Origin of the sequence: Halalkalirubrum salinum (assembly GCF_005543295.1) — an archaeon.
Classification (GTDB): Archaea; Halobacteriota; Halobacteria; order Halobacteriales; family Haloferacaceae; genus Halalkalirubrum; species Halalkalirubrum salinum.
Genome location: NZ_SRSG01000024.1, coordinates 1 through 26,392 on the forward strand (window position 1 = coordinate 1; position 26,392 = coordinate 26,392).

Annotated in this window: 14 protein-coding genes and 1 pseudogene; 5 read left to right on the forward strand and 10 right to left on the reverse strand. The window is 57.7% G+C overall.

The annotated features are described in order from the left end of the window. Positions 1 to 145: 145 nt before the first annotated feature. Positions 146 to 628 (forward strand): annotated as a pseudogene (locus E5K03_RS09355) (sodium:calcium antiporter); the annotation flags it as partial. 203 nt (positions 629 to 831) lie between these two features. On the opposite strand, the gene E5K03_RS09360 reads toward E5K03_RS09355, so the two are convergent. The 10 genes from E5K03_RS09360 to E5K03_RS09395 form a co-directional block, all read right to left on the reverse strand. Next, a complete protein-coding gene (locus tag E5K03_RS09360; protein WP_138006589.1) occupies positions 832 to 3,741 on the reverse strand; it encodes a helicase-related protein in 2,910 nt (969 codons plus the stop codon). Between the two features lie 8 nt (positions 3,742 to 3,749). After that, the gene (pglZ, locus tag E5K03_RS09365) at positions 3,750 to 5,900 is read right to left on the reverse strand and encodes a BREX-5 system phosphatase PglZ (RefSeq protein ID WP_138006590.1); all 2,151 of its coding nucleotides are present in this window, start codon (positions 5,898 to 5,900) and stop codon (positions 3,750 to 3,752) included. A 2-nt stretch (positions 5,901 to 5,902) separates the two neighbouring features. Continuing rightward, positions 5,903 to 10,108: a BREX-5 system adenine-specific DNA-methyltransferase PglX gene (gene pglX, locus E5K03_RS09370; RefSeq protein ID WP_138006591.1), complete on the reverse strand. Its 4,206-nt coding sequence runs from the start codon at positions 10,106 to 10,108 to the stop codon at positions 5,903 to 5,905. 110 nt (positions 10,109 to 10,218) lie between these two features. Further along, complete coding sequence (locus E5K03_RS17580; protein ID WP_240729995.1) at positions 10,219 to 10,497, reverse strand: hypothetical protein; 279 nt, start codon at positions 10,495 to 10,497, stop codon at positions 10,219 to 10,221. 99 nt (positions 10,498 to 10,596) lie between these two features. Next, a complete protein-coding gene (locus E5K03_RS09375; protein WP_240729996.1) occupies positions 10,597 to 11,514 on the reverse strand; it encodes a hypothetical protein in 918 nt (305 codons plus the stop codon). Between the two features lie 124 nt (positions 11,515 to 11,638). Continuing rightward, on the reverse strand, positions 11,639 to 11,761 hold the full coding sequence (locus E5K03_RS17710; protein ID WP_265338725.1) for a hypothetical protein: 123 nt from the start codon (positions 11,759 to 11,761) through the stop codon (positions 11,639 to 11,641). Positions 11,762 to 11,806: 45 nt separating this feature from the next. After that, positions 11,807 to 15,625, reverse strand: coding sequence for a hypothetical protein (locus E5K03_RS09380; protein WP_138006592.1), 3,819 nt, complete (start codon positions 15,623 to 15,625; stop codon positions 11,807 to 11,809). Beyond that, positions 15,622 to 16,212, reverse strand: a complete 591-nt coding sequence (locus E5K03_RS09385) for a BREX protein BrxB domain-containing protein (RefSeq protein ID WP_138006593.1) — start codon at positions 16,210 to 16,212, stop codon at positions 15,622 to 15,624. Before E5K03_RS09385 ends, E5K03_RS09380 begins: the two co-directional genes overlap by 4 nt. Beyond that, entirely contained in the window at positions 16,209 to 19,985 is a 3,777-nt protein-coding gene (locus E5K03_RS09390; protein ID WP_138006594.1) for a hypothetical protein, read from the reverse strand. Before E5K03_RS09390 ends, E5K03_RS09385 begins: the two co-directional genes overlap by 4 nt. Then, entirely contained in the window at positions 19,985 to 20,749 is a 765-nt protein-coding gene (locus E5K03_RS09395) for a DUF1819 family protein (protein ID WP_205742981.1), read from the reverse strand. Before E5K03_RS09395 ends, E5K03_RS09390 begins: the two co-directional genes overlap by 1 nt. A 326-nt stretch (positions 20,750 to 21,075) precedes the next feature. Here E5K03_RS09395 and E5K03_RS09400 point away from each other — a divergent pair, with 326 nt between their 5' ends. From E5K03_RS09400 to E5K03_RS09415, 4 genes are all read left to right on the forward strand, one after another. Further along, positions 21,076 to 22,479, forward strand: coding sequence for a selenium-binding protein SBP56-related protein (locus E5K03_RS09400; protein ID WP_138006596.1), 1,404 nt, complete (start codon positions 21,076 to 21,078; stop codon positions 22,477 to 22,479). A 6-nt stretch (positions 22,480 to 22,485) separates the two neighbouring features. Continuing rightward, on the forward strand, positions 22,486 to 22,803 hold the full coding sequence (locus tag E5K03_RS09405; protein WP_138006597.1) for a 2Fe-2S iron-sulfur cluster-binding protein: 318 nt from the start codon (positions 22,486 to 22,488) through the stop codon (positions 22,801 to 22,803). 299 nt (positions 22,804 to 23,102) lie between these two features. Then, entirely contained in the window at positions 23,103 to 23,333 is a 231-nt protein-coding gene (locus E5K03_RS09410) for a hypothetical protein (protein ID WP_138006598.1), read from the forward strand. Positions 23,334 to 23,802: 469 nt separating this feature from the next. Continuing rightward, a complete protein-coding gene (locus tag E5K03_RS09415; RefSeq protein WP_138006599.1) occupies positions 23,803 to 26,358 on the forward strand; it encodes an efflux RND transporter permease subunit in 2,556 nt (851 codons plus the stop codon). Positions 26,359 to 26,392 lie beyond the last annotated feature (34 nt).

A 26,392-nucleotide genomic window follows, 5' to 3' on the forward strand; every position in this document is an offset into this window, starting at 1 on the left:
TGTCACAAAACCCTCCTGAACGTTCGTATAGACCGTGTTTGAGGGCCATGTGACTCTTGTACCTTCGCTACAGGTACTAGTAATACTTTCGAGTATGAATCATGCGATTAGATACTGTTTACTTCTACTTTTTGTAGCTGTTACGCAACCCCAAAGAGAGGGGGTTACGCTTGTCGTGACGCTTCTCGTTATTGCAGTTGGTGTCGAGGGGCTCGTCCGTGCGGCCCTCTCGCTCGGAGCGATCTTCGGGACGTCGAGTTTTCTCTGGGGATTGACTGTGATCGCCGCTGGAACGAGTCTGCCAGACGCATTTGTCAGCATTCGTGCGGCACAGAACGACGACGACGTCACGAGTCTCACGAACGTCCTCGGGAGCAATATCTTCAACCTCTTGGTCGCGATCCCGGTCGGTGTCCTCCTGGCAGGGTCTGCCACGATCAATTTCCTCGCAGCGATTCCGACGATGGGATTTCTCTCGTTCGCGACGCTCGTGTTTATTGTGTTCACTCGGACTCGTCTCGAGCTCACAAACCGCGAAGCATACGTCTTTCTCGGGTTATACGGGATATTCCTCCTCTGGATGATCCTCGAATCCGTGGGGATTACCGATACTATCCGGGGAATCTAGCAACCAGGCAAACAGCAGACACTGACGCCCAACCGACCGGTGTGAGGATCTACAGAGAAAGCAAGGTGTGAGGATCTACAGAGAAAGCAAGGTGTGAGGATCTACAGAGAAAGCAAGGCGAGTGCCTCGGGGTCATACGGAAGACGAAGTATTCCGTGATGACGAGAGACGAAGTTTCTCGAACCACTTGACCCCGAGGCGGTTCACAACGGGAGGGTAAGACAGATGTTCTCGACGGTTGGTGCCATCGAGATGACCTGTGTTTTCCGTTGGAGCTCGCGGCGGCGCTTTTCGATTCGCTGCTCGAGTTTCGAAAGTCGGTCCTGTTGGTTTCGAATCGCAATATCCATATCCGATCCTTGCTTTGCTTTGCGTTCGTAGTCTGCGATGAACAGCTCAATGCGTTCGCGCTCAGATTCTGCGTACGCTCGGAGATCGTCGATTTCCTGCTGTGTCTCCTCGTTGCGTCGTTTCTGAAGTTCTTCTTGTCGTGATGCGACACGCTGGCTGACGTAGCGCTCCGCAGCCGACCGTATTTCGGGCTCGTGTTCGAGAAGCGCACGGACGCGATCGCCATCCGGTGAGCCAGTAATCGTGTTCCCCTCGACGATCTGCTGACCGAGGCGGCGGTGTGGATCCCGGTGTGTCGCATCCACGAAAACGGGAAGAACCTCCTCGCGAATCACCGCACCCGTGCCGTCTTCGAACCTGACGCGGTAGTTGTATGTGATGCCGGGATTCTCAACGAATGGGAGCAATTTGAGTCCAACGGTGCCGTGTTCGGTGTCGAGCACGTGTTGCATCAGCTCTTGGACCACGTCGGCGTCAGGCGAGATGTACTCGAGTTCCTCGTGGTCCATCGCGAACGCTCGATCGAAGGTAAACGGCCCGTAGGACCCGTCATCTCGTGATCGTCGAAGTGAGTTGGGGAGCTCAGCGCGGTAGCGTTGCTGCCCAGTCTGTTCGACGTGCCCGCCGAGCGCCGAAATACCCCGCTCGAAGAACGCACGAATGTCGGACTCGCTCCCGTAGGCGTCCGCAGAGTGATCCATCACCGCTTGAATTTTCTGACGGCTCTCCTCGTCGAACGTGCTGGTGTCGATGAGGCTTCGCTCGTACCACTCCGCGAGTGTCCGCTGGCGCTCGTGGATGAGTTCTTCGAGTTCCGCCGTGGTCGCTCTCGCTGGTTTGTCGTTCCGGATCGACTCCATGATGAGCGAGTCAACGTTGATATTATCGAGCACCCCCAGCACGTCTGCGGTGTTCCCGAGCTGGCCGCGGATGCTTTCGACTTTGTCCTGGAGCATCTCGAAGATCTCACCCTCGCGGGTATCCTCGAACGTGAAGTTCCAGACCTTCACTTCCTGCGCTTGACCGTATCGGTGGAGCCGCCCGATCCGCTGTTCGAGCCGGTTGGGATTCCACGGTAGCTCGTAGTTGATCATAATGTGGCAACTGTGCTGGAGGTCGATCCCCTCGCTCGCAGCGTCAGTCGCGAAGAGCAGCCGGGACTGGCCGTGGTTAAATTCGTCTTCGATCTTCGCCCGATCGTCTTTGTCGACGTCACCGTGGATAACGAGAATCTCGTCGGCCCACGGTTCGTCTTTCACTAGCTCGAGGAGGTAATCGAGGGTGTCTCGATACTCGGTGAACAGGAGTATCTTCTCGTTCGGGTTCGCTTCGAGTAATTGCTGGATGTAGCGGCGGACTTTCTGGGCTTTTGAATCGACTGGGATTCCTTGGGCAAGAGAGAGGAGGTCACGGAGCGTTTCGATTTCTGCTTCGAGCTGGGCATCGCTCTCGGTGATGGTGAGGCCGGCGAGTTCTTCTTCTGCGTGTTGTTTGTCTGCTTCGTCGAGATCTTCGCCTTCGAGATAGGCCGTGGCCGCTTCTGAGAGCGATGTTGTCGTGGATTGCTGGTCGACCATCTTCGCCAGGCGGCGGCTGAGGGTGGCGTTGATCGCGCCAATACTACTCACGAGGCGCTTTTGCATCAAGGCCATTGCAAACCCGACTGCGGGCTCGTTGAGCTGCTCGGAGCGATTGTAGACGTGTTTGACGTACTCGGTGACGGCCTCGTAGAACTGCCGCTCTTCGTGTGTCCGCTCAACGGGGATTGTTCCAACGTCGCGATTGGGAAAGATCCGTTCGCCGTTATCGTCGTAGATCGTTTGCTTGCCGCGACGCATCATCACCCGATCAACAGCCGCTTTCGAGAGCTCCTGGTCCGCAGCGACGAGGAACGGATCGATGTATTCGATGAGTGAACGGAAGGCCTCCCCCTTGCCGTCGTGGGGTGTCGCACTGAGGAGCAGTAGCGAGTCGGAGTTGTCGGCGACCCGTTCGACCACCTTCGAGGTCTTGCTTGGGGACTCGCCTCGTTTGGCCGCTTTGTGTGCTTCGTCGACGACGACGACGTCCCAGAACGCGTCATCGAGTTCGTCTCGAAACTCCGCTTGCCGGAGGAACGCCATGCTCGTGACCAACTGCTGGTGGGTTTGTTCCCAGATGTTCGCTTCCTCACCGAGCCGGCGGCGCTCGCCTTCGACCCACTGTCGATCGGCGGGGGTGAGGGTGATGTCGAAAAACCGGTCCATGTCGCGAATCCACTTCTTTTGGAGGTGCGCCGGGACGACGAACAAGACGCGATCGGCGCGGTTGCGTGCGGCGAGTTCTTTGAGGATGAGCCCCGCCTCGATGGTCTTGCCCAACCCGACGTCGTCGGCGATGAGTGCGCGCTGGCGGAGCTTCTGCATCACCCAGTTCACGCAGGCCAGTTGGTAGGGTTCGAGGCGGACGAGGGAGTTCGAGATGCTGAGCAGCTGCCCCTGCTCGTGGGCGATCTGGAGCTGGAGCGCCTGCGATCGGAGGTCGAACCACTCGGCGGAGACGGATTCGTGTTTAGGGTGCAGTTGAGACGCAACTGCAGGTTCGAGCGCATCCAGTCGATCGCGCTTGCGCTCAATTTCGACATCGTCGATACAGACGGTCTTGACGCCGACGTTCTCAATGTAGGCTCTGAGATACTCGAGATCGCCGACGGCGTAGGTCTTGATGACCTCGGCGGGCTGGTTATTGAGACGGATCGCGTCTCCGGGTTCGAGATCGTACATGGGTGGTGTTATTCTGGTGTGATTGTCACGAAGTTCAACACGAACTCCTGCGGGAGGACCCCTCCGTGGTAGAACCGAGCGTCAGGGAGCCCTTGGTGGCGAAATCGCTGGATCGGATCGGCGAGAATGCTGATTTTGGCGTCCTCGTCGAGATACCCCAGATGGCTGTCCTCGTCGAGTAACACGCCCGGGGCATCGTCATCGAGGTCCGTGCCGGCGATCCACCGGCGAGTTACCTGCTCGGCTTCAGCCGGGGGGTGGAGGTCGTCAATATCGACGTGCCGTGGGAGCGAAACGAAGCCGTGATCCGAGAGAATGTAGGCGCGATCCCACTCGCCTTTCCGGAGCTTCTCGCAAATGATCCGCGAGAGGGCGTCGATCCGATCGCTGAATAGCTCCTCGAAGTTCGTGAGCTCCTTTTCGCCGGTCTCGTCGATGTCGTTCCAGTAGTAGGCAACGCGGGTGTTGCTCCAGCCAACCTCGTCGGCTTCGTCCCGCACGATGTAGCTCCAGCCGTCGTTCTCTAGGAGGGTCTGTCGGCGGTAGTTGGTGATCTTGCGTCCGTTGCGCTCGGGGACTACCGCGCCGTCGACGAGGTCAAGGGCGAAGCTGAACTTGCTTCCGGGGGTGAGCGCGGCCTTGCCGAACTCGGTATCAGAGGGGAGGGTCCCGACCCATGTGCGCTCTTCAACTTCGAGTCGGGGGAGCTCGTGGCGGATCGACTCTGCGAGTTCGTGGGCGAGATCGAACCGCAGCGCGTCGATAATGAACAGCGCAACGCTTTGGCCGCTCTGGAGGTGCGCTTTTTCCTCTGCGAAGAACTGATGGGCGTGTTGTGCGCCGACGAACGGCGAACCGGCGTTGATCTGGTCGACGACGAGATCGCCGAGATCAGCGAGGTACTTGAGGTACTGCGATTCGACTAACCCGGTTCGGAGCGCATCGAGCGTGGCGGTCGCTGGATGTGCTTCGGGGAGTTCCGTCTCGGGGCGTCCCGAGACGACGAGGTTGAACACGGCGTTGTCGATCTGCCAGGTTCCCTCCTCAACGTCGCCGTAGAGCTCGACGACATCGCTCGTATCACCGCGATCGTCCCACGTTTGGAGTTCGTCCGCGAGCCTCGCGACGTCGATCGCCTGCTTCCAGACGTTCGTCCACGGGACGGCACCGTACGTGGCTTCGAGGCGATCGTAGCGCGTCTTCGCGTTGGAGACACAGGTCTCGTAGTCGCCGCTGTCGAACGACTGGGTCCACTCCTCGAAGAGGCGGTGTTCGAGGGAGGCAGCAACAGGGCAGCCCGCGAGCGCCCATGGATCTTCGTGGGTGCGGAAGATGTCGTGATAAAAGCGCTGGCTCGGATCGAGATACCGAGCCGCCAGTTCGGCCGTCCGTTCGGTCTTGCTCAGCACCGATCGGAGCTTTGGCCTGGTGATCCCGAGGCCTGATTTCGGTTCGGGGCGGTACGCGTCGGGGAGCATCGACGGGTCGAGGCCCTCGTCGACGAGCCACTCGGCGACCCCCCAGCGGCGGGTTCGTTCGACGATCGTCTGCGGGTCCGATTCGCCGTCGACGGCCGCGACCCCGGCGTCGACTAGCAGGTCGCGAATCCGCACCAGCTTCTCGCCCTTTGGGAGGGCGTGGTGGTCGTGTTCGAGGACGAACTGGATCGGATCTTCGTGGCCGTCAAGGACGATTTTGGTCTGCAGGCCCTGAAGCGTGGGGAGTCCACCGTCGCCGTTGAGTTCCTCGTAGAGCGTTTGGGCGACTTGCTGTCGGTCCTCGGCGTCCTCGTAGGCGGTGCGGATCGTCGCGGCCTGGAGGCGATCGTCCTCGAAACAGCGGGCTGCGAGCTTGCCGATGTGCTGTTCGATCGCGCCGCCGGTGTGTTCGACGTCTTTGAACCAGTCGACGTCGTCGCGTTTGGCCTGTGGGACGTACCAGACGGTTCGCGATCGCGGTGGCTCGGTGCGGAGTTCGAGCGGCGTCTGTTCGGCCGCCCGGAACGCACAGTCGAGTTGGCGGCCGGTCCGTTCGACGATGTCGCGGAGGTAGCCGCCGTCGTCCCACCAGAGGACAGTCGGCTCGTCGTCTGCGGCGTCGTCAATCGCGCGTTCGATCGCCTCGCGGGCGCACTGGGGGAGTGTTTTCGTTGCTGGCATGGTTACAGGACTTTGTCGTCGACGGTCTTTGGAACGATTTCGGCCTGTGCGAGCGGTCGAATGTTGATTTCGACGCCGTGTTTGTGGTTCGGTTGGTAGCCGGCCGTTGTGATCTCCGAGAGTGCGCGATCGCTCCAGTCAGAGGGAAGCGCTGAGGAAAGCGCGTCACAGTCGTCGGCTATGGATTCGCCAAGCTCGATATACTCGTCAAGATCGCTCGCAAGCTGTGAGATCAGTTGTCGCTTTCGGGAGATGCCGGCGCTGTCAAGGCGGGACTGATCGGCCTGTTCGAATTTGTCGAAGTAATACGTCATGTAGAGGATGCCGTTGCTCGCGAAGTGCGAACTCCCGAGAAGATCGTTGGTGTAGTAGTTGAACAAGTCGTAGCGGTGCGCTTCCACGGGTTGGTCCGGATCTGCCGCGTAGGCGTCGAACGCGGCTTCGAGGTCGTCCAGCGCGTCGATCCATTCGTCTCGTTGGCCCTCGATTTTCTCGTAGAAGTTCCCGGTGAACAGTTCGCCCATGTCGACGTCCGCCATCGCGGCGAGTTCGTCGACAATGTCGAGGCGTTCTTCGGTTCGACGGCGGAATTCGGCAACACGATCGGCGGCTGTGTCGGCGGCCTGTTGCTCCTCGATCGACCACGGTCGAGGCTCGGATTGGGCCAACTCGGCGAGTCGATCCTCGAACACGGCGATTTGTTCGAGCCCGCTCTCACAGCGGGCGTACGCTTCGGCAGCCTCGGCTTGTTCGCTCGTCGAGAGCGAGTTGTCGCTTCGGCGTCGATTTGCGGCGCTCCGACGCTCGCGCAGGAGGCTCTTTCGCGGTTCGAGGTAGCGGTTTTGGAGGCGATCGAAGACGCCCTCATCCAGTTGGTGGTAGTCGACCAGACAGCCAAACCCTTCTCCCTCGGCGTCTGAAACGAGTCTCTTGGTAGTGAATCGCCAGAGGATCGGCGTCCGATCGAATTTCGAGATGTGGTAATCGAAGAGATCCTCTTCGAGCCACGTCCGAAGATTAGGGTAGGCCTCCTCTGCGGCGCTCTTGCTCCCAAGCACGTCATCAACCTCTGCGAGGCGATTGTCGGCGTACTCTCCCCAGACGCGATCGAATTCGGCCTCAACATGGGCCAGGAGGTCGTCCTCGCCGTCAACATCGGAGACGGGGATGGTGCCGTCGTCTTTTTTATCGACGGAGCGAAGGACGAAGTGTAGGAGGAGGTCTTTGACCTGCTCAGGCAAGTCTTCGGAGGGTTCAGTAATGGAGTCCGGATCGTACTTTTTTTGTTCGCATGGGTCCTCAATGGTTCGAAGTGCAATCTCTTGGAGAATAGTCTCTTGTTGATCTTCAGTGATGTCGAAGCAGTCAAATACTGCTATGTCGATTTGGTTGGCACACGATTGGAGATTCTGTTCCACCTGTTCAAGATGTCGTGCCGCCTCGGTTCCGAGCGCTTCGAGCGCCTCCGACGGCGAGACAGTCTCCGGAGGTTCGTCAAGATTGAGATCTTCGCGCAGCTCATGGTGGGGATGGTTGTATTGGGAGAGCTGATCGTCTACGCTGAGGGCTTCGAGAAGCACCGGTCCGTTGTAATGTGGCGAAATGAAGTCGTACTGCCGCTTCGAGACGAGATGCCCGACCGCCTCACGCGAGAGGGTGGCAAGTTCGTCTCTCTGTTCGAGTTCCTCGCTCCACGGGGCTTTGGAAACAAGACCCACCTCCCAATTACGTTCGGAAGTCTGTGCAAGCATCAAGTAGGTGAACAAGTGGCTGTTGGTGTATGAGAGAGTGTTCCATATTGCTTGATTTGGTATAAATACGGAGCCCATATGTGCAAATATAGAGGAGTCGTGAAGATAGCCGAATCGTCTCCCACTCCGCTTCGACATCGTATAAGTAAGAGCCTCAGTAAAGTACCAATCTTCATTTCGTGGATAAGAGCCGTCAAATCGTTTCACCTCCCTCCCCTCTGCACCCCACAAGAGCATACGGGTGACCCTCGGGAGTAACCATGCGTCTGAACCACCCTTAGAGAAGGGCTTCCAGTTCTCGTCTCCGGGTACCTCCCAAAAACGGCTAATGAAACGACTATCATCTCCGGTTTGTAGTCCTACTTTTGCCCTTCCATGACTATCGCGTTCGATCCGGCCGTTTTCTGCGTCAAGTACGACCGATGAGGAGTATAGCTTACGCAGCTCTTTGGAAACCCAGTAAGATAAGGGTGTACCAGGGACAATTCTGAATTCAGATAGATCACGTTCGTAGTATCGTTTGATGCCGGAAACCACATTATTATCGAACGCCGCACTGAGGAACTTCGCTTCTTTATTTGCTTTTACCACATCGGGAAGACGAATGAATGTACCAGTCTGACCAACAGCGGATTCGGACCTAACAACAGTGCCAACCGTTCCAACTGTTGCGTTGTCAAGAATATTGTAGCCGAATTCAGCAAAGAAATCGAATCCTCCCTTTCCTCCGATGAAATCTTGACGGAAATTCTCGAAAGACCGACTAAACATGAACGACCACGGAACCAACATTCCGACTCGGCCACTTCTCCCTACCAATTGATCGCACATCTCAAAGAAATTTATGTAGTACTCCTTAGTGTACTCATAGTTTTTTTCGACATACTCCTGTACGTCGTCGGGCATTCGTCCCCCCGATCCATACGGAGGATTCATTAGCGACACATCGTACTCCTGAGTCAGCACGACCAGTAGATGGAGGAAGCTTCGGAGGTTCTGTTCACCGAAAGAATCACTTGTCCGGTCCTCGACGGCTCGGCGGAGCGCCTTCAGAAACGAATTGAGCGACTGATGTGCAGCCACATTATAATCACTGAGTTCGGCTTGCGTCTTACTTGAGTCGAACGACTCCTCCAGAGTCCCGCTCACGTCCAGCAAGCTCCCGAGCGCCTCTGTGTGCTGGAACGTCTCGATAACCTCTTTCAGTGCCTCCCGCAGATCGCTCCCTTCGCCAGTGATCTCGTCCAGCACGTCGGCTGCTTCGTCGACTTCGGCGACGCGGGCATCAGCACAGACGATACCAACGTTGGGCATCTCGAACTCACCCGCTTCCTCCTCAGCCCGCGTTCGAGCCTTCAAATACAGATTAAACGCCGAAAGCTGGCACGATCGCAGATCGATATCGATCCCGTAGAGATTGTGCTCCAGCACCTTCGCCGGGATCTCGGCACGATCGAGATCGGTCTCCGCCCACCAAATGCGCTCCAGAATGTCGAAGGCGTACAGCAAAAAGTGCCCACTGCCACACGCCGGATCGATGACACGCAATTCTCGCGGGTGATCGAACTCCGGGGCATCGCCGTGCTCCTCGTCAGGAATGAGGTACGTACAGAGCTCCGGAACGCTGGGCGCGTCCGCCGGCGTGACCAAGCGCTCTTTTCGCTCCACTGGGGAGAGGGCTTCCGGGTCCGGGACTGCGTCCGCTTGATCGGTCGCTTCGAGATAGAGCTTTCCGAGGCTGTTGTCGGCAAGCATCCGGACGACCCAGTGGGGTGTGTAAAACTGGTTCGCTGGGCCGACGTCGTCCGGTTCGAGCGTGTTCTTCGCGTCGAGCGCCTCAACGATCGGGCGGTTGTAGTACTCGTATATCCACCCGAGCACGTCGTCCGCCCGCCAGACTTCATCAGGAATCTCGTCGAGCATCCCACAGAGTTCTTCAAACGTATCGTCGTCAGGATCGACCAGACTGTACGCCGACTCGGGATCGAACAGGATCTCGATTTCCTCGGCCAACCCTTCACACGCGTTTTGGTACGCTTGGAGGATCGCCTCGTCCTCCAACAGGAACGCATCGTAGACGAGCGTTTCTGCGGCCGGCGTCAACCCGTTGTCTTTGAAAACGGTGACCTCTTCGTCGATGAAGTTCCGGACCTCCATACAGCGCAGTGCGGCGAGCCGGTTGACGATCGTGTACCCAACACCCGTGACGTACTTTTCGAACGCCTCCTCCCACGCGTGGCCGTCGACCCCCTCGAGGTCGATCGCCTCGACGAGCGACGACGTGCCCTCCTCGAGCGCGTCCGTGTCAGCAGGCTTGGTGTCGAGACCCTGCTGTGTGAGCTGGAATCGGACGTTATCCTCGACGCGATCGCGCATTTCGGTGACGACGTCCTCGAGATGTTCGCGTTCAGCCTTGTCCAATTGCGCCTTCCGTTGAGAAAGTCGATCGCCTTCCATAGAATGTAATCCAGTATGCTAACACCGACTGACAGGAGTGTCTTTAATGTTGCCGAAGGCCGGGGGAGTTCCTGTCGTAGAGGTAGCCTGCACTACTACTGCTGACGTGCCTACTCCTCGGCATCTGAGTCGCCGATTATCGGCCACACAGGCGCATCAGGACGGGGAATTTCGTCGACGAGTTCTTTTTCGAACTTCGAGGCCCGCCACGCGATGACGTTCTCTTTCCGCTGGACGTACTTCGGGTCGGTCTGCAGCCAACGAGCGATCTCTTGGTAGCTGTGGCCAGCGGAGAGTAACACCAGTAGCGCGAAATCGAATCTGTCGAGGTTGCTCTCGTTCGCATCTGCATCGACGCGGTCGAGAAGTGCATCAGCAGCATCACCCACAAACTCATTTAATGTCGCGTACAGGTCTTCGTCGTCGAATCCCTCGAAATCGAAACCATCCGTGAGGCAATATGTCTTCGAGGTACTGTCTTGGCTATCTCATCGAATCGCTTCGAGCGTTGCTCTTTCACAGTCTCGAAGTGTCGATAGACGCTCTCCGTTCTCGTGCTTCCACGTTTCAATGGTGTCGGCGATTGCTTCCCCTTGAGCGTGATTGAGGTACGCGCTGCATCCTCTTTTTGCGATTATCGGCTCAATGTGCTTCCCAGAAAGTGTAAGCAGCACCGACGCACATCGGTCAGTCTTCTCAAGAACCTGTGCGACGTCGCGGCGTGACTCAAGTCCGTCGAGGCCTGCTCGTTTCTGCGCGTCGTGAACGAGGTTGTTCCGACGGTCTTTGACGTCTTTGAGGTCGCCATAGTCACCACCAGTCAACATCTGAATCTCGGAGAGCGTCTCCAACCGTTTCGCGTGGCCCATGCTTCGAACATACTCTGCGATACTGTGGAACCGAGTTTCCTCACGGAACAACTCGTTGAGAACGGTTTCGGTGGTTAATTCCTCGATGAGCGCAGATGCCAGAAGCAAATACGAAAAGAACGCTCGTTCAATTTCACCACCGATGTCATCGCTGCCCTGGAGGGCGCTCGCAATCTCGTCACGCTGTTCAAGGTAATATTCCAGAACGTTGTCTGAGTGCCCCACCAAGGAATGTTGCCGTTCGACGTAGGCTACTTGAAGGAGTAACTCTTTGTCAAAGGGCGTACTCTCACTCAACTCTTGACACTTCTGTAAGGCCTTTGTTGGAAGATGGCGTGTCAAGTAATCAATATCGTCGTAGACGAGTGGCGTATTTGTTGGACAGTTGTCTACAATCGACTGGAAGGCATCGTTGTTAGATAATTCTTCGAGTGCTGCCCGTATGTCATCGACGCCCAGTTCCCGGACGTCTTCCGATTGTTCGTCCTCTTCTCCAACTGGTACGACGCGGTAAGAAGCATCTCCAACATCGACCACAGGGCCCCTAATATCGAGAACCAGATATCGGCCGATGGGACTCAACGAGATAGAATCTGAATCGATAGTAAACGAGATATCAAGATCGGTGTCGTCACTCACGCGTCAGAAACTGCAAAGGACTCTATTCGACCTGGGCTTCGTACTCGTCGCAAAGCGTATCGATGTCTGTCCCGGTCTCCTCGGCAATATGACGCAGGAGCTGCGCCTTGTTTTCGAATCGCCGAAGTTGGCCCTTTGCACTCATATCAGGATATACGTGCCACTGTTGGTATAAATCACGGGGTACACTTCATTCGCGCTTCCGACCCTCAATCAGCACGATACCCCCCTCATCAACGTCGTTCAGTGCCTCTCTGACCTCTCGGATTCGAGCCAACAGTTCTTCAGCCTCGTCGAGTAGCTCCGTCGCTCGTTCGTCGGTGGGTCGGTCGTCGGCGTCAACTAACCCCGTCACATCGTCAGTAACAGCCGCATTCGGAAGCTCCTGCCGCAGTTCCTCGGCAACGCGCTGCAGCGCTGCCCACGCGTCATCGTCAGCGTCCGGTTGCTTGGGGTCGTTTGCTTCCTCGATGAGCTGTCGAACCCGATCGATCGACGGCGGCCGCGACACAGACAGCACCGTTGTGACTGACTCGGTCGTCGGCGAGTCCGGATGATTCGCCTCAAGCTCCGCGTGCGCGGACTCCAACGCCGACCACAGACTCAAATCGCCGTCGAGAAGCGCGCGAACCCGCTCGTACGCCTCGGCCTGCTGGCGTATCGACGAGTCAACCAACGCCCCCTCTGTGATCCGATCGCCCGCCCAGGCCGCATCAAAGATCGACGCGAGCGCACCGAGCGAGACGCCGTCGAACGTTGCTGTGGCGTCCGCAAGAAGCGCCTTCACCGCTGACTCGTGCTCCCGAAGCCACTCGCTCAACGCGTGACAAATCTCGTCGGGAGCTGTCGCGTCCGTGGTTTCACCACTCACGCGACGGTACTGCGCGGAGAGTTCCGCAACTCGGTGGCCTCTCGCATCCACAAGGCGCGAGGTAACCGTCGACTTCGTCGGAACGGACCCGCTCTCGGCGGTGGACTGCATCCGACCAGTGATTGTGGCCCCGGGATACCACGCCTCAAGCAGTTCGAGCGTCTCGGTGAACTGCTCCCAGAGCGGTTTCTCCCCGTCGCCCGCAGCGAAGAGTTCGCGAGCGTCTGCGAACGTTTCTGCCTCCGAGTAGACACCGTCGGCGACTAACTCCGACGTGGCGATCTCGCCGCCGTGGTATGCAGGTGACAACACGGCCTCGAGTCGATCCAGAGAGACACCGAACTCCCGAGAGACGCCTTTGAACGTCCGCTTCACAAGCACGCTGTTGTCCGCAACCCACGACTCAACTTCGGCCACCCACACGTCGGGATCGCTCCCGTCGGGATCGTGGCCGAGAATCGTCGAAACTACACGCTGAATATCTTTCGGGTTGACTGTGTCGACGCCGAATCGGACCTGAAGCGAGGTGAGCCCGCCTTTCGTCCGCACCTGCCGACCGATCGCCGCAGGGTCGGTGACGTAGTCCGTGTCCTGTTTGAGTGCGACTGTCTCGTTCGACGCAGCGAGCGTGATGAGCAACGCCGCGATCGACTCCTGTGGGGTGCCACGGTAGTTACCGTTCGCAGTCCGCGTCTGCTGAAGCAACGCCTCGACGTCGACGGCCGTCTTGGATTCGTACTCGTCGATAAACTCACGACACCAGCCCGTCGATTCGATCTCGGCGGTCCCCGTATCCACACCCAGCATCACGGCGTCACCGTCTGAGAGCGGCCATGTACCGCTTCCGCGGAAGAACGTCGCCATCGCCTTCGCGTCGTCGACTTCGACGAGCGGACGCGAGAGAATCCGCCGCGTCGAGCCGAAGACTGTCTGGACGTGGCTTTCGATGACATCGTCAAGCACGTTCGGCCGTTCGCCCTCGTACCCGTCAACTGTGTATACCGACGCATTTTCGAGCAGATCGCGTACCGACGACTCCAGACGGCGTTTATTCGTTCGGTGCTCGCGTTCGAGCTCCTTGTGACTCTCTGTTTCTTCCTCGAGGACCTGACCCATCCCGATGACGCTTCGGATCCTATCGAGCGTGAGCTCTGGCACGGCAATCGAAATGAGGATGTGCTCTCCGCCGTCTCGACCGCCGTTCACGTCCTGCCAGGTCTCGACCTGCTCCGCGATCGTGTCGGGGTCGTCTGCGAGCACGCGAACCCGAATCGAATCGTACGCTGTCGTCGGTGCTCTGGCAACCGGCTCGAGTGTGGAGTACTCGTATCGCAGCGGGACGAGCCGCTCGTCGCCGATATCTGCCTCGTGGAGCGTGCCGTCGCTTCGGAAGAAGCTATCGTTCTCGCGAAGGCGCGTCTCGAGCCAGGCAGAAAGCTGGTGCGGCGAAATCTGCTCCGCCTTCGTTTGGGCACGACTCAAGATACTCTCTTGCTCTTCGGAGACCAGCGTGTACACCTCGTCGCCCGTAGTGTTGGTCTCCGTGAGCACCTTCCGTTTGTCGACGAGCGTGTGCAGTGCAGCTTCCGTCTCTGCAATGGTATCGGCTAAAGAGCCCTCGACGCTGTCGAGCAGCAATCGACCCAGGTTCGCTGGCGTCGCCGGGACCGCAGGGGCCTGATTAAGCAGGTACAGCGCCTTCGAGACGCGCACCTCCCACGCGTTCTCGTTCCCGTCGAACGTCGGGATCAACGTGTTCTCGAGCATCTCCTGGACCCAAAGCGGGACGTACGTCGTCTCCTCGACCAAGAGATCGAATAGTTCGTCCCAGGTAACGAGATCGCCCTCCTCCGCAGTAGCCCAGCCGAATTTGGTGAAAAGCGATCGAACCAGTACCAACAGTGCCCGCCCCTGGATATACTCTTGGTCTGTGGCCCGTCCCTGCGTGATCAATTCCTGCATCACCGTCCGTAAGAGCGTCAGGTCATATTCGCGGAACGGATAGGATTCGATCGGATCAGGATCCGAACTCCCGATCGGCGCGGACGTCACCAATGAGAGGTCAGGCATCATCGAAAGGAGAGACTCGACGCGATCGCTCCCCGTGCCGTCTTTTTGCAGCCACCGCTTTCGGACGATGATCTCGGTATCAGCTCCTTCGAGCGGCACTTGCTGATGGGTCCAGTGGTCTTCGGGTGGCTCGCCGATGAGGCTCGCTCTCGTCAGTGGGAGTGAGTATTGTCCAGTGGTCACGACAACCGGGTTCGGGCCGTACTGCAGCGCCTCCATCGTCTCCTCGAACTCGCGATAGCGGTGCCGGCTGTCGCCGACGAACAGCGCGACCTCGTCTAGCCCAAGCAGCAGTTCTGTGCGCGGCCCATCTTCGTTCAGTGCGGCGGTCACCTCCTCGACTCGGGTGACCAACTCAGCCGGATCGAACGATCCAGGGTCGACCGCCGCTTCAGCCCGTTCGATAGACGCTTTCACGCCCGCACGACTGTCGAGATCTGTCCCCGACGCCTCTGTCATCGACGGCAGCGTCTCGTAGAGCCACTTTCGCAGGGATGCACGCTCATCGATACGGGCAGCGAACGCTTCGCCGCGCTCGCCCGAGGTGAGTGCGTTCCACACCCCATCGTACTCCATCTCCACGGTCCACGCCCACTCGAGCAGCCAGTTGGGGTCGGTCGGATAGCCGAGTTCGCGGCCAATTGCCTCGAAGATGAGAAATGGGAGTGGCGGCTCTTTCGAGGCGTCTCGATCGAGGAGATTCAAGAACACGGGCTTGAGCCGATCGACATGTGAGCCGTCGATCGACTGCGCCAGGTTGTCAAAGCCAGGCCATTGCGCCGCTAGCTGCTCACCCAGGTGGGCGGACGCAGTATTGTCAGTAACGAGCCCGATCAACTTCAGCAGGTGTGTCTTCCCTGAGCCGAACGTCGCGTGCAAGTAGAGGAACCGAGCTGCCTCCCCGGGATGTGTCTGAATGACTGCCCCAAGTTCGGTGAGGACACGCTTGGCGCTTGCTGTTTCGTAGAACTCAGCCACGTCACGCGCAGCTCGTTCGCGGGCGTTGACCTTCTGGACCTCTTCGAGCTGGCGGGTTGGATTGCTGCGGAATAGTTCTTTGATACTCATTGTTGGAGGTGCACCTCTCGAATCTTGCCGTCAATCTGATGCGCTGGGTAGTAGTGCCGCGAGTCCCCGCCGAAGAAACTCAGCTTTCCGCCGACGACGTCGCCTGGGAACGGAATCCCGATCGTCGACCTGACGTTTCGGCGATCGAGTTCGTCCAAGAGCTCAGACGCACGCGTGAACGGATAGAGGCTGCCGAGGTTGAGCAGGAGTACGACGTGGCTCTGTCGCTCCAGATTGGCAGCAGCGATCTCGGTGGTGACCATCGCCTCGACGAGCTCTTCGGCGAGACGGTCTTGCATCGTGCCCTCGATACGGGTCGGGCTCGTCTCGCCACCGAGCGCCACACATAGGTTGTACACCGTGGTCTGTGGGAGCAGTTCGTCGAGCCAGATCGGTTGGACAGAAATGCCGTCGTCGATCACTGGTAGTTCATCGGCTCCCCTCGCCCAGGCGTAGAGCCGCTCAGCACTTCGATGCTCGACAGCAGGATCGACAGCGACGATGACGAACGGATTTCGGATTCCTGCCTGCCCCTGCGCGAACGTACAGAGCTTCTCTTTGAAACGCCGATAAGGCGAACCAGTCATCGAACGATCACCCCCGAATCCGTCGGTTCGATATCCAGCTCACACTCCTCGACGAGTCGTTCGAGCCGCGTATCCACTGTTTGTCGGTCGCCAGGAAGCACACCGATTTGGTCCACGTCCGCGGGCGTTCGATCGCCAACGATCTCAGAGAGCCGGTCGAGTCTATTGGCCAACGCTGTCACGTCGCCATCGATTTTCCCAGCAAGTGGACCCACATCCGCAAAGTCGTCAGTGGCCGACAGGAGAGAATCCTCGTCGCCCGACGAGAGCGACGCGATCGCTTCGTCGATCGTCTCGTACCACAACTGGAGTTCCCGCAATGGGGTGATGTAGGCTCGCTCGAACGCGATCTGCACGCCTGCGGGCAGTTCCGTCGCGGGAACGATCCAGGAGTGGGCGCTAGTCCGGCCGACAAGATCGGAAATGCCTCGCTTGGCAGCATACCCATCCCAGCCCGCCTGCATAGCCTCGTCGAGTCCCGTTATCGTTTCACTCGCGAGCGCGTTCCAGCCATCCGTCGTCCACCAGTCCCCTGCAAAGGACTCGAGAGCCTCACGCTGTGTGTCGATAGCCGATCGAACGTCTCGGTCTATCCACTCGAATTGAGTAGCACCGGCGGTGAGCTGCGCATCGAATCGATACAGCGACGCAAGCCGCCGGGACCAGACGTCTTTCACCTCGTCGAACCACTCCCGTGTGTCGTTCGTTTGCTCGATTGCATCTCCGAGCCCGTCTCCCTGCGATCGAACGACTGCCAACCGATCGGTAGTTGCCGCTGCACGCTCTGCCAGCGCGTCAATAAATGCGTCGAGAAGTCCCGAGACAGCAGCTGAATGGATGTCCGTATTGGCGACCAACTGGACATCCTCTCGCAATCCGGTAATCGACGATCGTACGTTCTGGTTCGCTTCTTGGAGGTTGATAAGGCCGTCTGCAACCGTTTCTGTGGTTTCTTTGAACCCGCCTTTCTCGAGGAGTTTGCCGATTGGCTGCCGCGGGAGCAGCTTCAGTCTGGTCGTCGACAGCCGATTCTGATCGAGAACGGTCTCGTTTTCGAGCGTGTTGCCGTCCTCGTCGACGGGGACTAACCGACCCGCTCGACAAAACCCCCAGATGATTGCACAAAGCGCAGGACGCGTCTCGTCGTAGAACGGTTTCTTCGAGACGATCCCGTCGAGGACAGTATTCAGTGTAAGACCAGTATCACGGCCGTTCAGTTGTCTACCCGTCAGCGCCATCACGTTACTTTGGATCGTTTTCTTGCCTTGATTGGCAGCAGGATCTGACGATGGCACCTGAATCGTATGCGCCCACGCTGGCAGTGGAGCATCCGCAGAAAGTTCTGCCAACTCCTGTAGACGATCAGCGGTCACCTGCAGCATCATCGGGTGAAAGTCGTCAGGATAGCCGACGTCGATCGCAGTCTGGACTGCGTTGGACAGGCCCCCGATATTCGTTCGGTCCTTCACCGTGTACGAACCGCTCCCCATTGCACTCACGAGCTTACTCCGGACAGTGTCAGCTCGGTGAGAGAGGTCTCGATCGACTGCTGGGGGCGTCGTGTGTGTCGAAACCGCATCACGGAGTGCCCACCATCGAACGAGGTGGTTGCGAAGGTCATCCAGCCCGGCGGTATCGATTGACCAGTAAAGCGTCTCTGTCTCTCCCGTAGCTGCGGTCACGTCCGGCCGAACGCCCTGAATCTCGATGCAGACCTCAAGCCCGCCTTCGGCGTCGAGAGTCGTTTCGAACTCGGTGCCGTCAAGTCTGAATCTGTACGTGATGGGGTACTCCTCGCCAGAGTCACCGTATGGAACTGACTCCGGTAGCGAGAGATCTCGTATGAGACGACTCCAGAGGTGCTCGTCTAACGAACGCATGACGGCGTCCCAGTCAGGGTTCCGCTCGTTTTCTTCTGCCTCGTCGTAGATGAGCCGTTCCTCCAGGGTAGCAAATCGGTATCGTGCCCCGCTCTCGTCTTCGTTCGGTCGGATGAACTTCTGGAGCCTGTTGAGGGATGCTTCGACTTGATTTTGTGTGCTGATCCAAGATTCCCCATTGAGATCCGACATCACTGAGACTGCGATGTTGCCCTCGTTGAGTGGAACGATGTCGTGAACGTGCTGCAACAGTACGATCGCCTTTGCGACTTTGAGATCGAACGGTTCCAGTTCACCATCTCTGACCTCATCAGCGATTCCACGGCCCACATCAAGGTCTTCAAGATCATCGTCTCGATCTGTGGACTCGGTACCATCGAACTCCCGATCGGTGCCCTCAATCACACGCATATCCTGCGTGAGTATTTCGCGGAGTTCCGGCTCGATTTGCTCATAGAAGTCAACGAGTGAAATGAGGTGGTCTGCTTCGTCGGTTTCGATCCACGACTGCAAGAGATTGTGCATGAGCGCAAGGATCGCACGCGCAGTACCCGAAAAGATCGACTTCGCGGGGTCGCTCGCCTCCTGGCGGAGATTGAACAAGATTTCGAGAAACAGCGGCGCGTGATACGGTAAGAACGGATAGAACTCGACGAGCAACTCGTCGTCGATCCCATTGAGCGGCGGTTTCGTGTTCTGTTTGATCTCGTTGTACACGAGCGACTCCGTGGGTTTCACTGATGCCTGTTCGAGTACCGTCTGTACGGCCGTTTGCCCAGCAGCAGACTTCTCGAACAGACGCCGCTTTGCGATATCTCCGACGTGTTTGCTGGGAAGTTGGTATCGGTGCGGGAAGCGATCTTTGACAATGCTGAAGTCCGCACCGTGTGCGGCAAACTTCGGTTGCACGTCTTCGATTTTCGCCTGAGCAGTCGCAACGAGCTGGATGTCGCCGCCCCCGATGTCGTCGACGTTTTCAGCCAGTGTTTGGAGTTCGGTCAATCGCTCGAAGTCGGTTCCAATGAAGAGACTCACTTCGTCCAACAGTAACACGAGCTTCACGGGTTTTTTTAGCTCGTCGGCTCGTTCGGATCGGAGTGCTTCGAGCCGACCGACCACTTCTTCGGGATCGATGTCCGACGGCTGTAGGTCGGTATACCCGTCCCGCGTTCCGTTGACCTCCTCGAAGAGCCGCGGGAGAACGACATCGGCTAACGCACCGTACTGCTGGATGTCTTTCCAGAGAGTATCGGTCTCGCGATCGGACGCACTGAATGCGGCCGTCGTCTCTTCCATGATGGCCGTAGCCCGGGCTTGGCGTTCTGGCCATGCCTCAGTCATGCGGAGCCAGTGTTCGAAGTATGCAACATCAAGCTGTGATGACAAGCCCGTCGAGATGGCATCGTTGACACCAGTGAGGTCGGGAGCTTGGTGTGCGTGCCTGAGCACAATTTCACTGAAGCTCCGCTGTTTTTGTCCCTGGTACTTCAACAAATTAATCGATATCGGGATCACGTAATACTCGTCGTGAATCTCTCGCCAGTGGCTCCGGAGCTGGGCTCCTTTCTCGTCGGTCACATCCCCAACGAGAGCAGCCCAGACCGAATCACGTCGTCCATCGAGCCAATCAGTGTCCAACAGCCCGTCAAGAACCGTCAACAGGTGGCTCTTCCCGCTTCCGTAGTAGCCGTAGAGCCAGTAATTCGAACCGGACCGCATATCGTCTGCCTGGCCGAGCATCCGATCGACAAAGTCTTCGATAAACCGCTGTGAGTCAGCCGTCACATGGTACGATCGAATCGCTCGCTCGCGGTGGTCTCGTTCGTCTCGATCAATACGGACAGACTCCTCAAAGTCATTTGGCAGATCCGCAAACCACCCCGTATTCACCATCAGACAGCACCTCCGTCTTGGACCCACGAGTAGGGACTGTCTGTGGGCCGGAGGGTGAGCGCTCCATGAAGTTCGAGATATTCCCACGCGTCGGTGCTGGCGGCGCGGTCGAAAAGCTCCTTCCAGCGACTCTCAGATTGAAAGAGATACAGGAGTCCACGCGGTGCAGCGATCCACTCCTCGTCATCGACGCCGAATGAATAGTCCATGGACACGAGCAGGGGTGTATCACCTATCGACGGCTGTTTGCCCAGCGTTGACTGGTGCCCCCCAAGCGCTCCGATTTCGCGCATCACGGATCGAAAGCCTGCACACCACCGTTCTGTGGTCGAAGCTGCGTAGTCGAATCTGGTGCGGTCGACGTATTCAAGCTGAGAAAGGATTTGATTGAGTGTGTTGTTCGAAAACTCGAGCGGCTCGGCCACAGCATTCTGAAGCCGATCGACGTATTCGGAGACGACATACTGAACCAACAAATCGTCTGCCACGAGGTACAAATAGAGAATCTGTGCTTTGTCTTGTGATGTGGCGCATCTGTCGAAAATCGCTGGCAATGCGCTCGGATTCGGGAGCGCAGGAGGCGCGTTTTTGAACCGTGAAGTCAGTATTCGATAGATCTTCTGAGAACTCCCCCGCGTACTTCGATTCGCTAGCCGCTCGTCGAACCACACGTCTTTGACATCATTCCAGTTGCCATGTTCGGCGTAGCGCTGTGTGAGTTCCTCGGCCCGGTCAACGAGGAGACCACATGCAGTCAAATCCATAGTTACATTTTCTGGAGAAAGCCGGCGAGACAACGACAAATGAGGCGGACCGCTCCCGTCAGATACATCCATCATACGTTGGTAGTATAAATCGGTCTACTTTATTTTTCGTCTCTCCCGAAGCGGTGCGGTACTTGCAGATATCGTCGCGGTTCTAACGCGTTAGAACAGCCATCTAATTCGGTTCGAGAGCGTTTGCGTCGGCAGTTCCTGAACAGCAAGGCGAACAGACGACCAAACGCGACGACAGATTTCCATCAGGACAGGAGTAATACACGAAATCTTACTGATTAATTATTAATAATACGGCTGTGTGCATATCTACCATGAGTACTGACGAACCCAATCAGTCGACTGACGCACACATCCACGAACATCATGAAGTGGAGGGCCCCGGATATCCGACGCCAGCAGCAATGCGTACCGAGTCCGAACGCGAGAAGACTGCCTTTGTCATGGGCCCCCGGGTCGGGATGGATGTCGATGGACCGGACTTCATCGGCGTCGTCGACGTGGATCCAGATTCAGCGACGTACAGCGAACTGATCGACACGATCGAGATGCCGAACAAGGGCGACGAACTCCACCACTTCGGCTGGAATACCTGTTCGTCGTCTTGCCACGCTGAAGGCCTCGTCCGAGACCACCTGATCGTCCCCGGACAGCGCTCCTCGCGCATCCACATCATCGACGCATCCGATCCGAGAAGTCCAACAATCGAGAAAGTAATCGAACCAGAGACGGTGTTCGAACACAATCTCTCAGCGCCGCACACGGTCCACTGCGTTCCCGAAGGAAAGATCGTCATCAGTATGCTTGGCAACGCCGACGGCGAACTCCCCGGTGGCTTCCTCCAGCTCAACCAGGACGACTTCTCCATCGATGGCCACTGGGAGGTCGATCGCGGCGACATGGAGATGAACTACGACTACTGGTATCAGCCCCGCCACGGCGTAATGTTGTCGACGGAGTGGGCAGCGCCGGAAACCTACTACCCGGGCTTCGACCTAGACGACGTTGAAGCCGGCAAGTACGGCAATAGCATCCACGTTTGGGATTGGGAGACAAAAGAACACCAACAGACCCTGACCTTCGGTGATGAGGGACTCATCCCACTGGAGATCCGGATGCCCCACAATCCAGAAGAGACTGAAGGTTACGTCGGTGCTGCGCTCTCTTCGAACATCATCCGATTTTGGGAAAGCGATGACGGACACTGGGAGTGGGAGACGGTGATAGACGTTGAGGATCGCGAACATCCCGACTGGGATATGCCCGTGCCGGGACTGGTGACAGACATCCTTCTTTCGCTCGACGACCAGTACATGTTCTTTTCGAACTGGCTCCACGGCGACGTGCGGATGTACGACATCAGCGATACGGGGAATCCGCGGTTTGTCGATCAGTGCTGGGTCGGCGGCAACTTCGCCGATCGCCAGTCTGTCGACGGCCACGACGTCCGGGGCGCGCCGCAGATGCTCCAGCTCTCTCGAGACGGCCGACGGCTCTACTGGACCACCTCGCTTTTTTCATCATGGGACAACCAGTTCTACCCCGAAATTGGTGAACAGGGCTCGCTGATGATGAAAGCAGATGTGTACCCTGAAGAGGGCCGGATGGAACTCGACAAGGAGTTCGTCGTCGACTTCGGAGACGCCCCCGGCGGCCCGGCCCGCGCCCACGAGATTCGCTGGCCCGGCGGCGACTGTACCAGCGACGTCTGGCAGTAGCCGACGATGCCCCACGCAGTCACGCTAGAGTGGCGCGACGGCCGATCGGCCACGGTCGACGTCCGGGAGGATGAGACGGTTATTGAAGCGATCGAACGTGCTGGTCTCGGCGTCCCATACGGCTGTCTATACGGTGCCTGTGCCACTTGCACGGCCCGCCTGCTAGAGGGTGATCTCGTTCACGTCAAACGGCCACGGGGATTGAAACCCCAACACAGCCTTGACGGGTACGTCCTGCTCTGTGTGGCTGAGCCGCGATCGGACTGCCGGATTGAGGTGGGTGCGGTGATACAGGCAGACCTTGTGCAGAATCCGTGGAAGTGAGGCCGATCGGCACACCCAGAGCGGTGGGCTGTGTGGATTGATCAGAGGTGTGCGATTGCGCTGCTTAGGCCGCATTGAAATCCGCAGGATCTGAGAGGCCCCAACGGGCGTGTTGTAAACAGAGCGCACATTCAGTACGTCGCTCACTTAAAACCAGAAGTTGTCTGATTCGATCCGTATACCGAATACTGCTAGCTACAACCGGGGGATATTTGCCAGATAAAAGCCTTATGATGAAAATAAATTTTTGGGAAATAAAATATATGTTTACATTACTACAACATGTATCTGCTAATGCAATGGTAGTTGAAACAGCGGAGCTTCAATCGGAGCTCGAAGCGAAGGGAGAACTGATGCTCGCCGTCTCAGAATTTGACGAACCACTGGAGATGCACCTCCATGATACAAACATAGAGGACGGTGTCATAACAATCGACTTGACTGATGGCGTACTCACTTTCGATATTGATGAGGTAGTGGCCGTCTGGCACCACACACACTCACTCGCAGATTTCGGACTGGAAGACTAATTTCCACAGGGGGTAGGTCGCTGCCCACCACATCCCGTTAGACGAACAAAAGGTCAGACCCAACTCTATTTATTGGGCTATTCACCAGCAAATAGCTGAAATCGAGCAACATGTGCTGGCTGCAACTCCGCTGTTCAGCACGACTACAAAAATGTGTCACTTTCTATGGACTTCACTAGTGCCGCTGCGTATTTTTGCCGGCCAGTAAAAGAAATTGTATTGTACAAAAAGCACATTATCAAACCACGCTAAAATATTTGCTTACTTGAATACAATCAAAAACAAGGATCTATTGACGCAGATAATCCGATATGAGTACTTGTATAAACGTTTATCGTGGGCTGAGTGTAGCGATATATAATTCGGATCAATTATATTGTGTGTATTGTGCAAACTTATAAGTATACACAGCCGATACAATTCATCGGACGCGTTGTCACAGTTTATTCACGTGACGGCGCGACAAACGATGACTGACGAGTGGAAATCAAAACAGGTACTCAGTCGTATCGGACGCAAAGCAGCGACGAATCGGAAGGCAGTGTTCGCCGCCGTGTTCCTCCTGATCGGCGTGTCGGTTGTCGGCGCTGCCGGCGTACAGATGAGTCTTGGGATGGAGTTGTATCTCGAGGACGACTCTGAGACAATGCATGACTGGAACGAGATTCAGTCAGACTTCAATAAAGGGAACGTGATCTTTGTGGTTGTCGAAACCGACGAGGATACCGACCTACAGGATCCTGAAACGATGCGTGCGTTCTCATCGCTCTATCAGTCGTATTACGATGAGATCGACTCCGCAGCGCTTGTGACAAGTCCCGCACATCCAGTCAAAGCGGGGCCGGGGGGCGGCGAGATCCCTGACACGAAAGACGGGGTGCTCCACTCCCTTGAGCATACCTTCGGCGACCACCGTTCGAACATGGCCGTGATCGCTAACCTTTACCCCGACATGCAAGACCACGCGGAGTATCAGCGCGTTCAGGCCGAACTCGAATCGGAATCATACCCTGTCGCCGTCGAGAACGGCGAAGAGATGTTTGACAGCGCCGACACCGGCGTCATCATCATCCAGTACGGCGACGTCGAAATTCCTGACGATCGCGAGGGCGATGCCTTCGGATTCCTTCCCCCGAGCGAGGACGAGATCGTCGAAGAGCAGGTCCGCGAGGTGACTGCGGCGTCTGATTTGCCCGAGGGCACCGAGGTCACAGTTACCGGTTCGCCAGTGTTTGAAGAGGCGGCCTTTGGGCTGTTATTGCCCGAGATGATCCAGCTGTTCGCGCTTGCGCTATTCGTTATCGTCGCACTGGTTACCGTGTTGATGCACGGTCGGCTCCGACGCACTCGCCGCGTCGCGTTACCCCTCGCGACGACGCTCGTGGCGCTCGTCGCAATGCTCGGGATGATGGGGTACGTTGGCTTCCAGTTCAACGCGATCATGCTGGGCGTGATGCCGGTCGCGCTGGGTCTTGGCATCGACTACGGGCTGCAGGTTCAGACGCGATATGTCGAAGAGCGCGAGGCCGGGCAGTTACCAGTCGCCGCGGCTGAAACCGCTGCGAGGACAACTGGTCACGCTTTACTCTTAGCATTTGGGACGACTGTGGTCGGACTCGGCTCGCTGCTCGCTGCCGAAGTCCCACCTGTTCGACAGTTCGGCGTGACGACGGCCTTCAGCGTGGGCGTCGCAATGATACTATCGCTCACCCTGCTTATTGCACTGCTCGTCACCTTCGACGAGGGTGATCCAGAGCCGATCGCCTCGAGCGACGACCGAGGTCACTTTGGCGCTCGGGCGGACGGTGGATCGCCAAGGCCGGACGGTGACACCAGCATCGACACCCGAGACACCAGTGACACCAGTGTCGATTCGGCGTCTGACGGTGCGCTAGAGCGCGGCTTTGACCGCATGGCAGGGCTTCTCTCCGTTCGAACCGCACTTGTCGTGCTGTTGGCGTCTGGGCTCATCATCGGTGGCGCGTCAGCGTACCCAGCGGTCGACACGCGAACTGACATGCTAGACTACTGGCCCGACATCGAAGAGCGCCAGGACATCCGAGAGCTCGAAGCGACAGTGCCGACGCCTAATGTGGTGTATGTCATCGTTGAAACCGATGACGCGTACACGCATGAGACGTTCACCGACGTGCAGGGGTTCCAACATACGCTTGAGGAGCACGATCAAATCGAGACAGTAATGAGTACGCCACGGGCAATGGAAGTCGGCGAGTCGAGCCCGCCGGCCGCCGGTCCGTCAAGCGATCAAATCACCGAAGAGGGTGAACCGTTCCGCGAGCAGCTGGAGCTTCGCACGCGCGTGGACCGCCCGCCGCAACTCGGGTTGACTCCTGAGGATCACCCCGATCGGCTTGTCATCCAGGTGTTCGTCGAGGACATCGAAGGACAGACCGAACGCGAGGTGATTGACTACATTGACGACACCGCCGCCGATGAGCTACCCGCCGGGTACGAGTCGCGGGTCACCGGCCAAATGGTGATCAACCGCAACGTGATCGAGAACGTCACCTCAGGACTGACCCGCACAACGCTCGTGAGCTTCGGTCTTGGTGCCCTCTTCCTCGGCCTCGTGCTTCGGTCACCACGCGAGTCGGTGGTGCTTGTCGGGACCGTCGCTGGGAGCGCATTCGCGCTGACTGCTGGCGGAATGTACCTGCTCGGCGTGCCGTGGAATCCGCTCACAGTCACCACCGCGGCGATCGTCCTCGGTGTCGGTGTGACCTACGGTATCCACGTTTACGAGCGGTTCCGAGAGGAGGTCGATAACGGCAAACCTGTAGAGGCCGCGATCCGCACCGCAATCGTGCGGAAGTCGCGTCCGGTGTTGGGCTCCGGTGCCACGACGATGCTCGGGTTCGGTGTCCTGTCTATCTCCGCATTCCCGGTGTTGTCGAACTTTGGGATCGCCGTTGCTCTCGCTATGGGGATGTCGCTGCTGACGGCGTTCGTTTTCATGCCGGCCGTCGTGTTGGCACTCGCTCGCCGTGGATGGCTTCCCGCTTGATCGAGCTGAGATCGTCTACCGATCATCCCTTCGA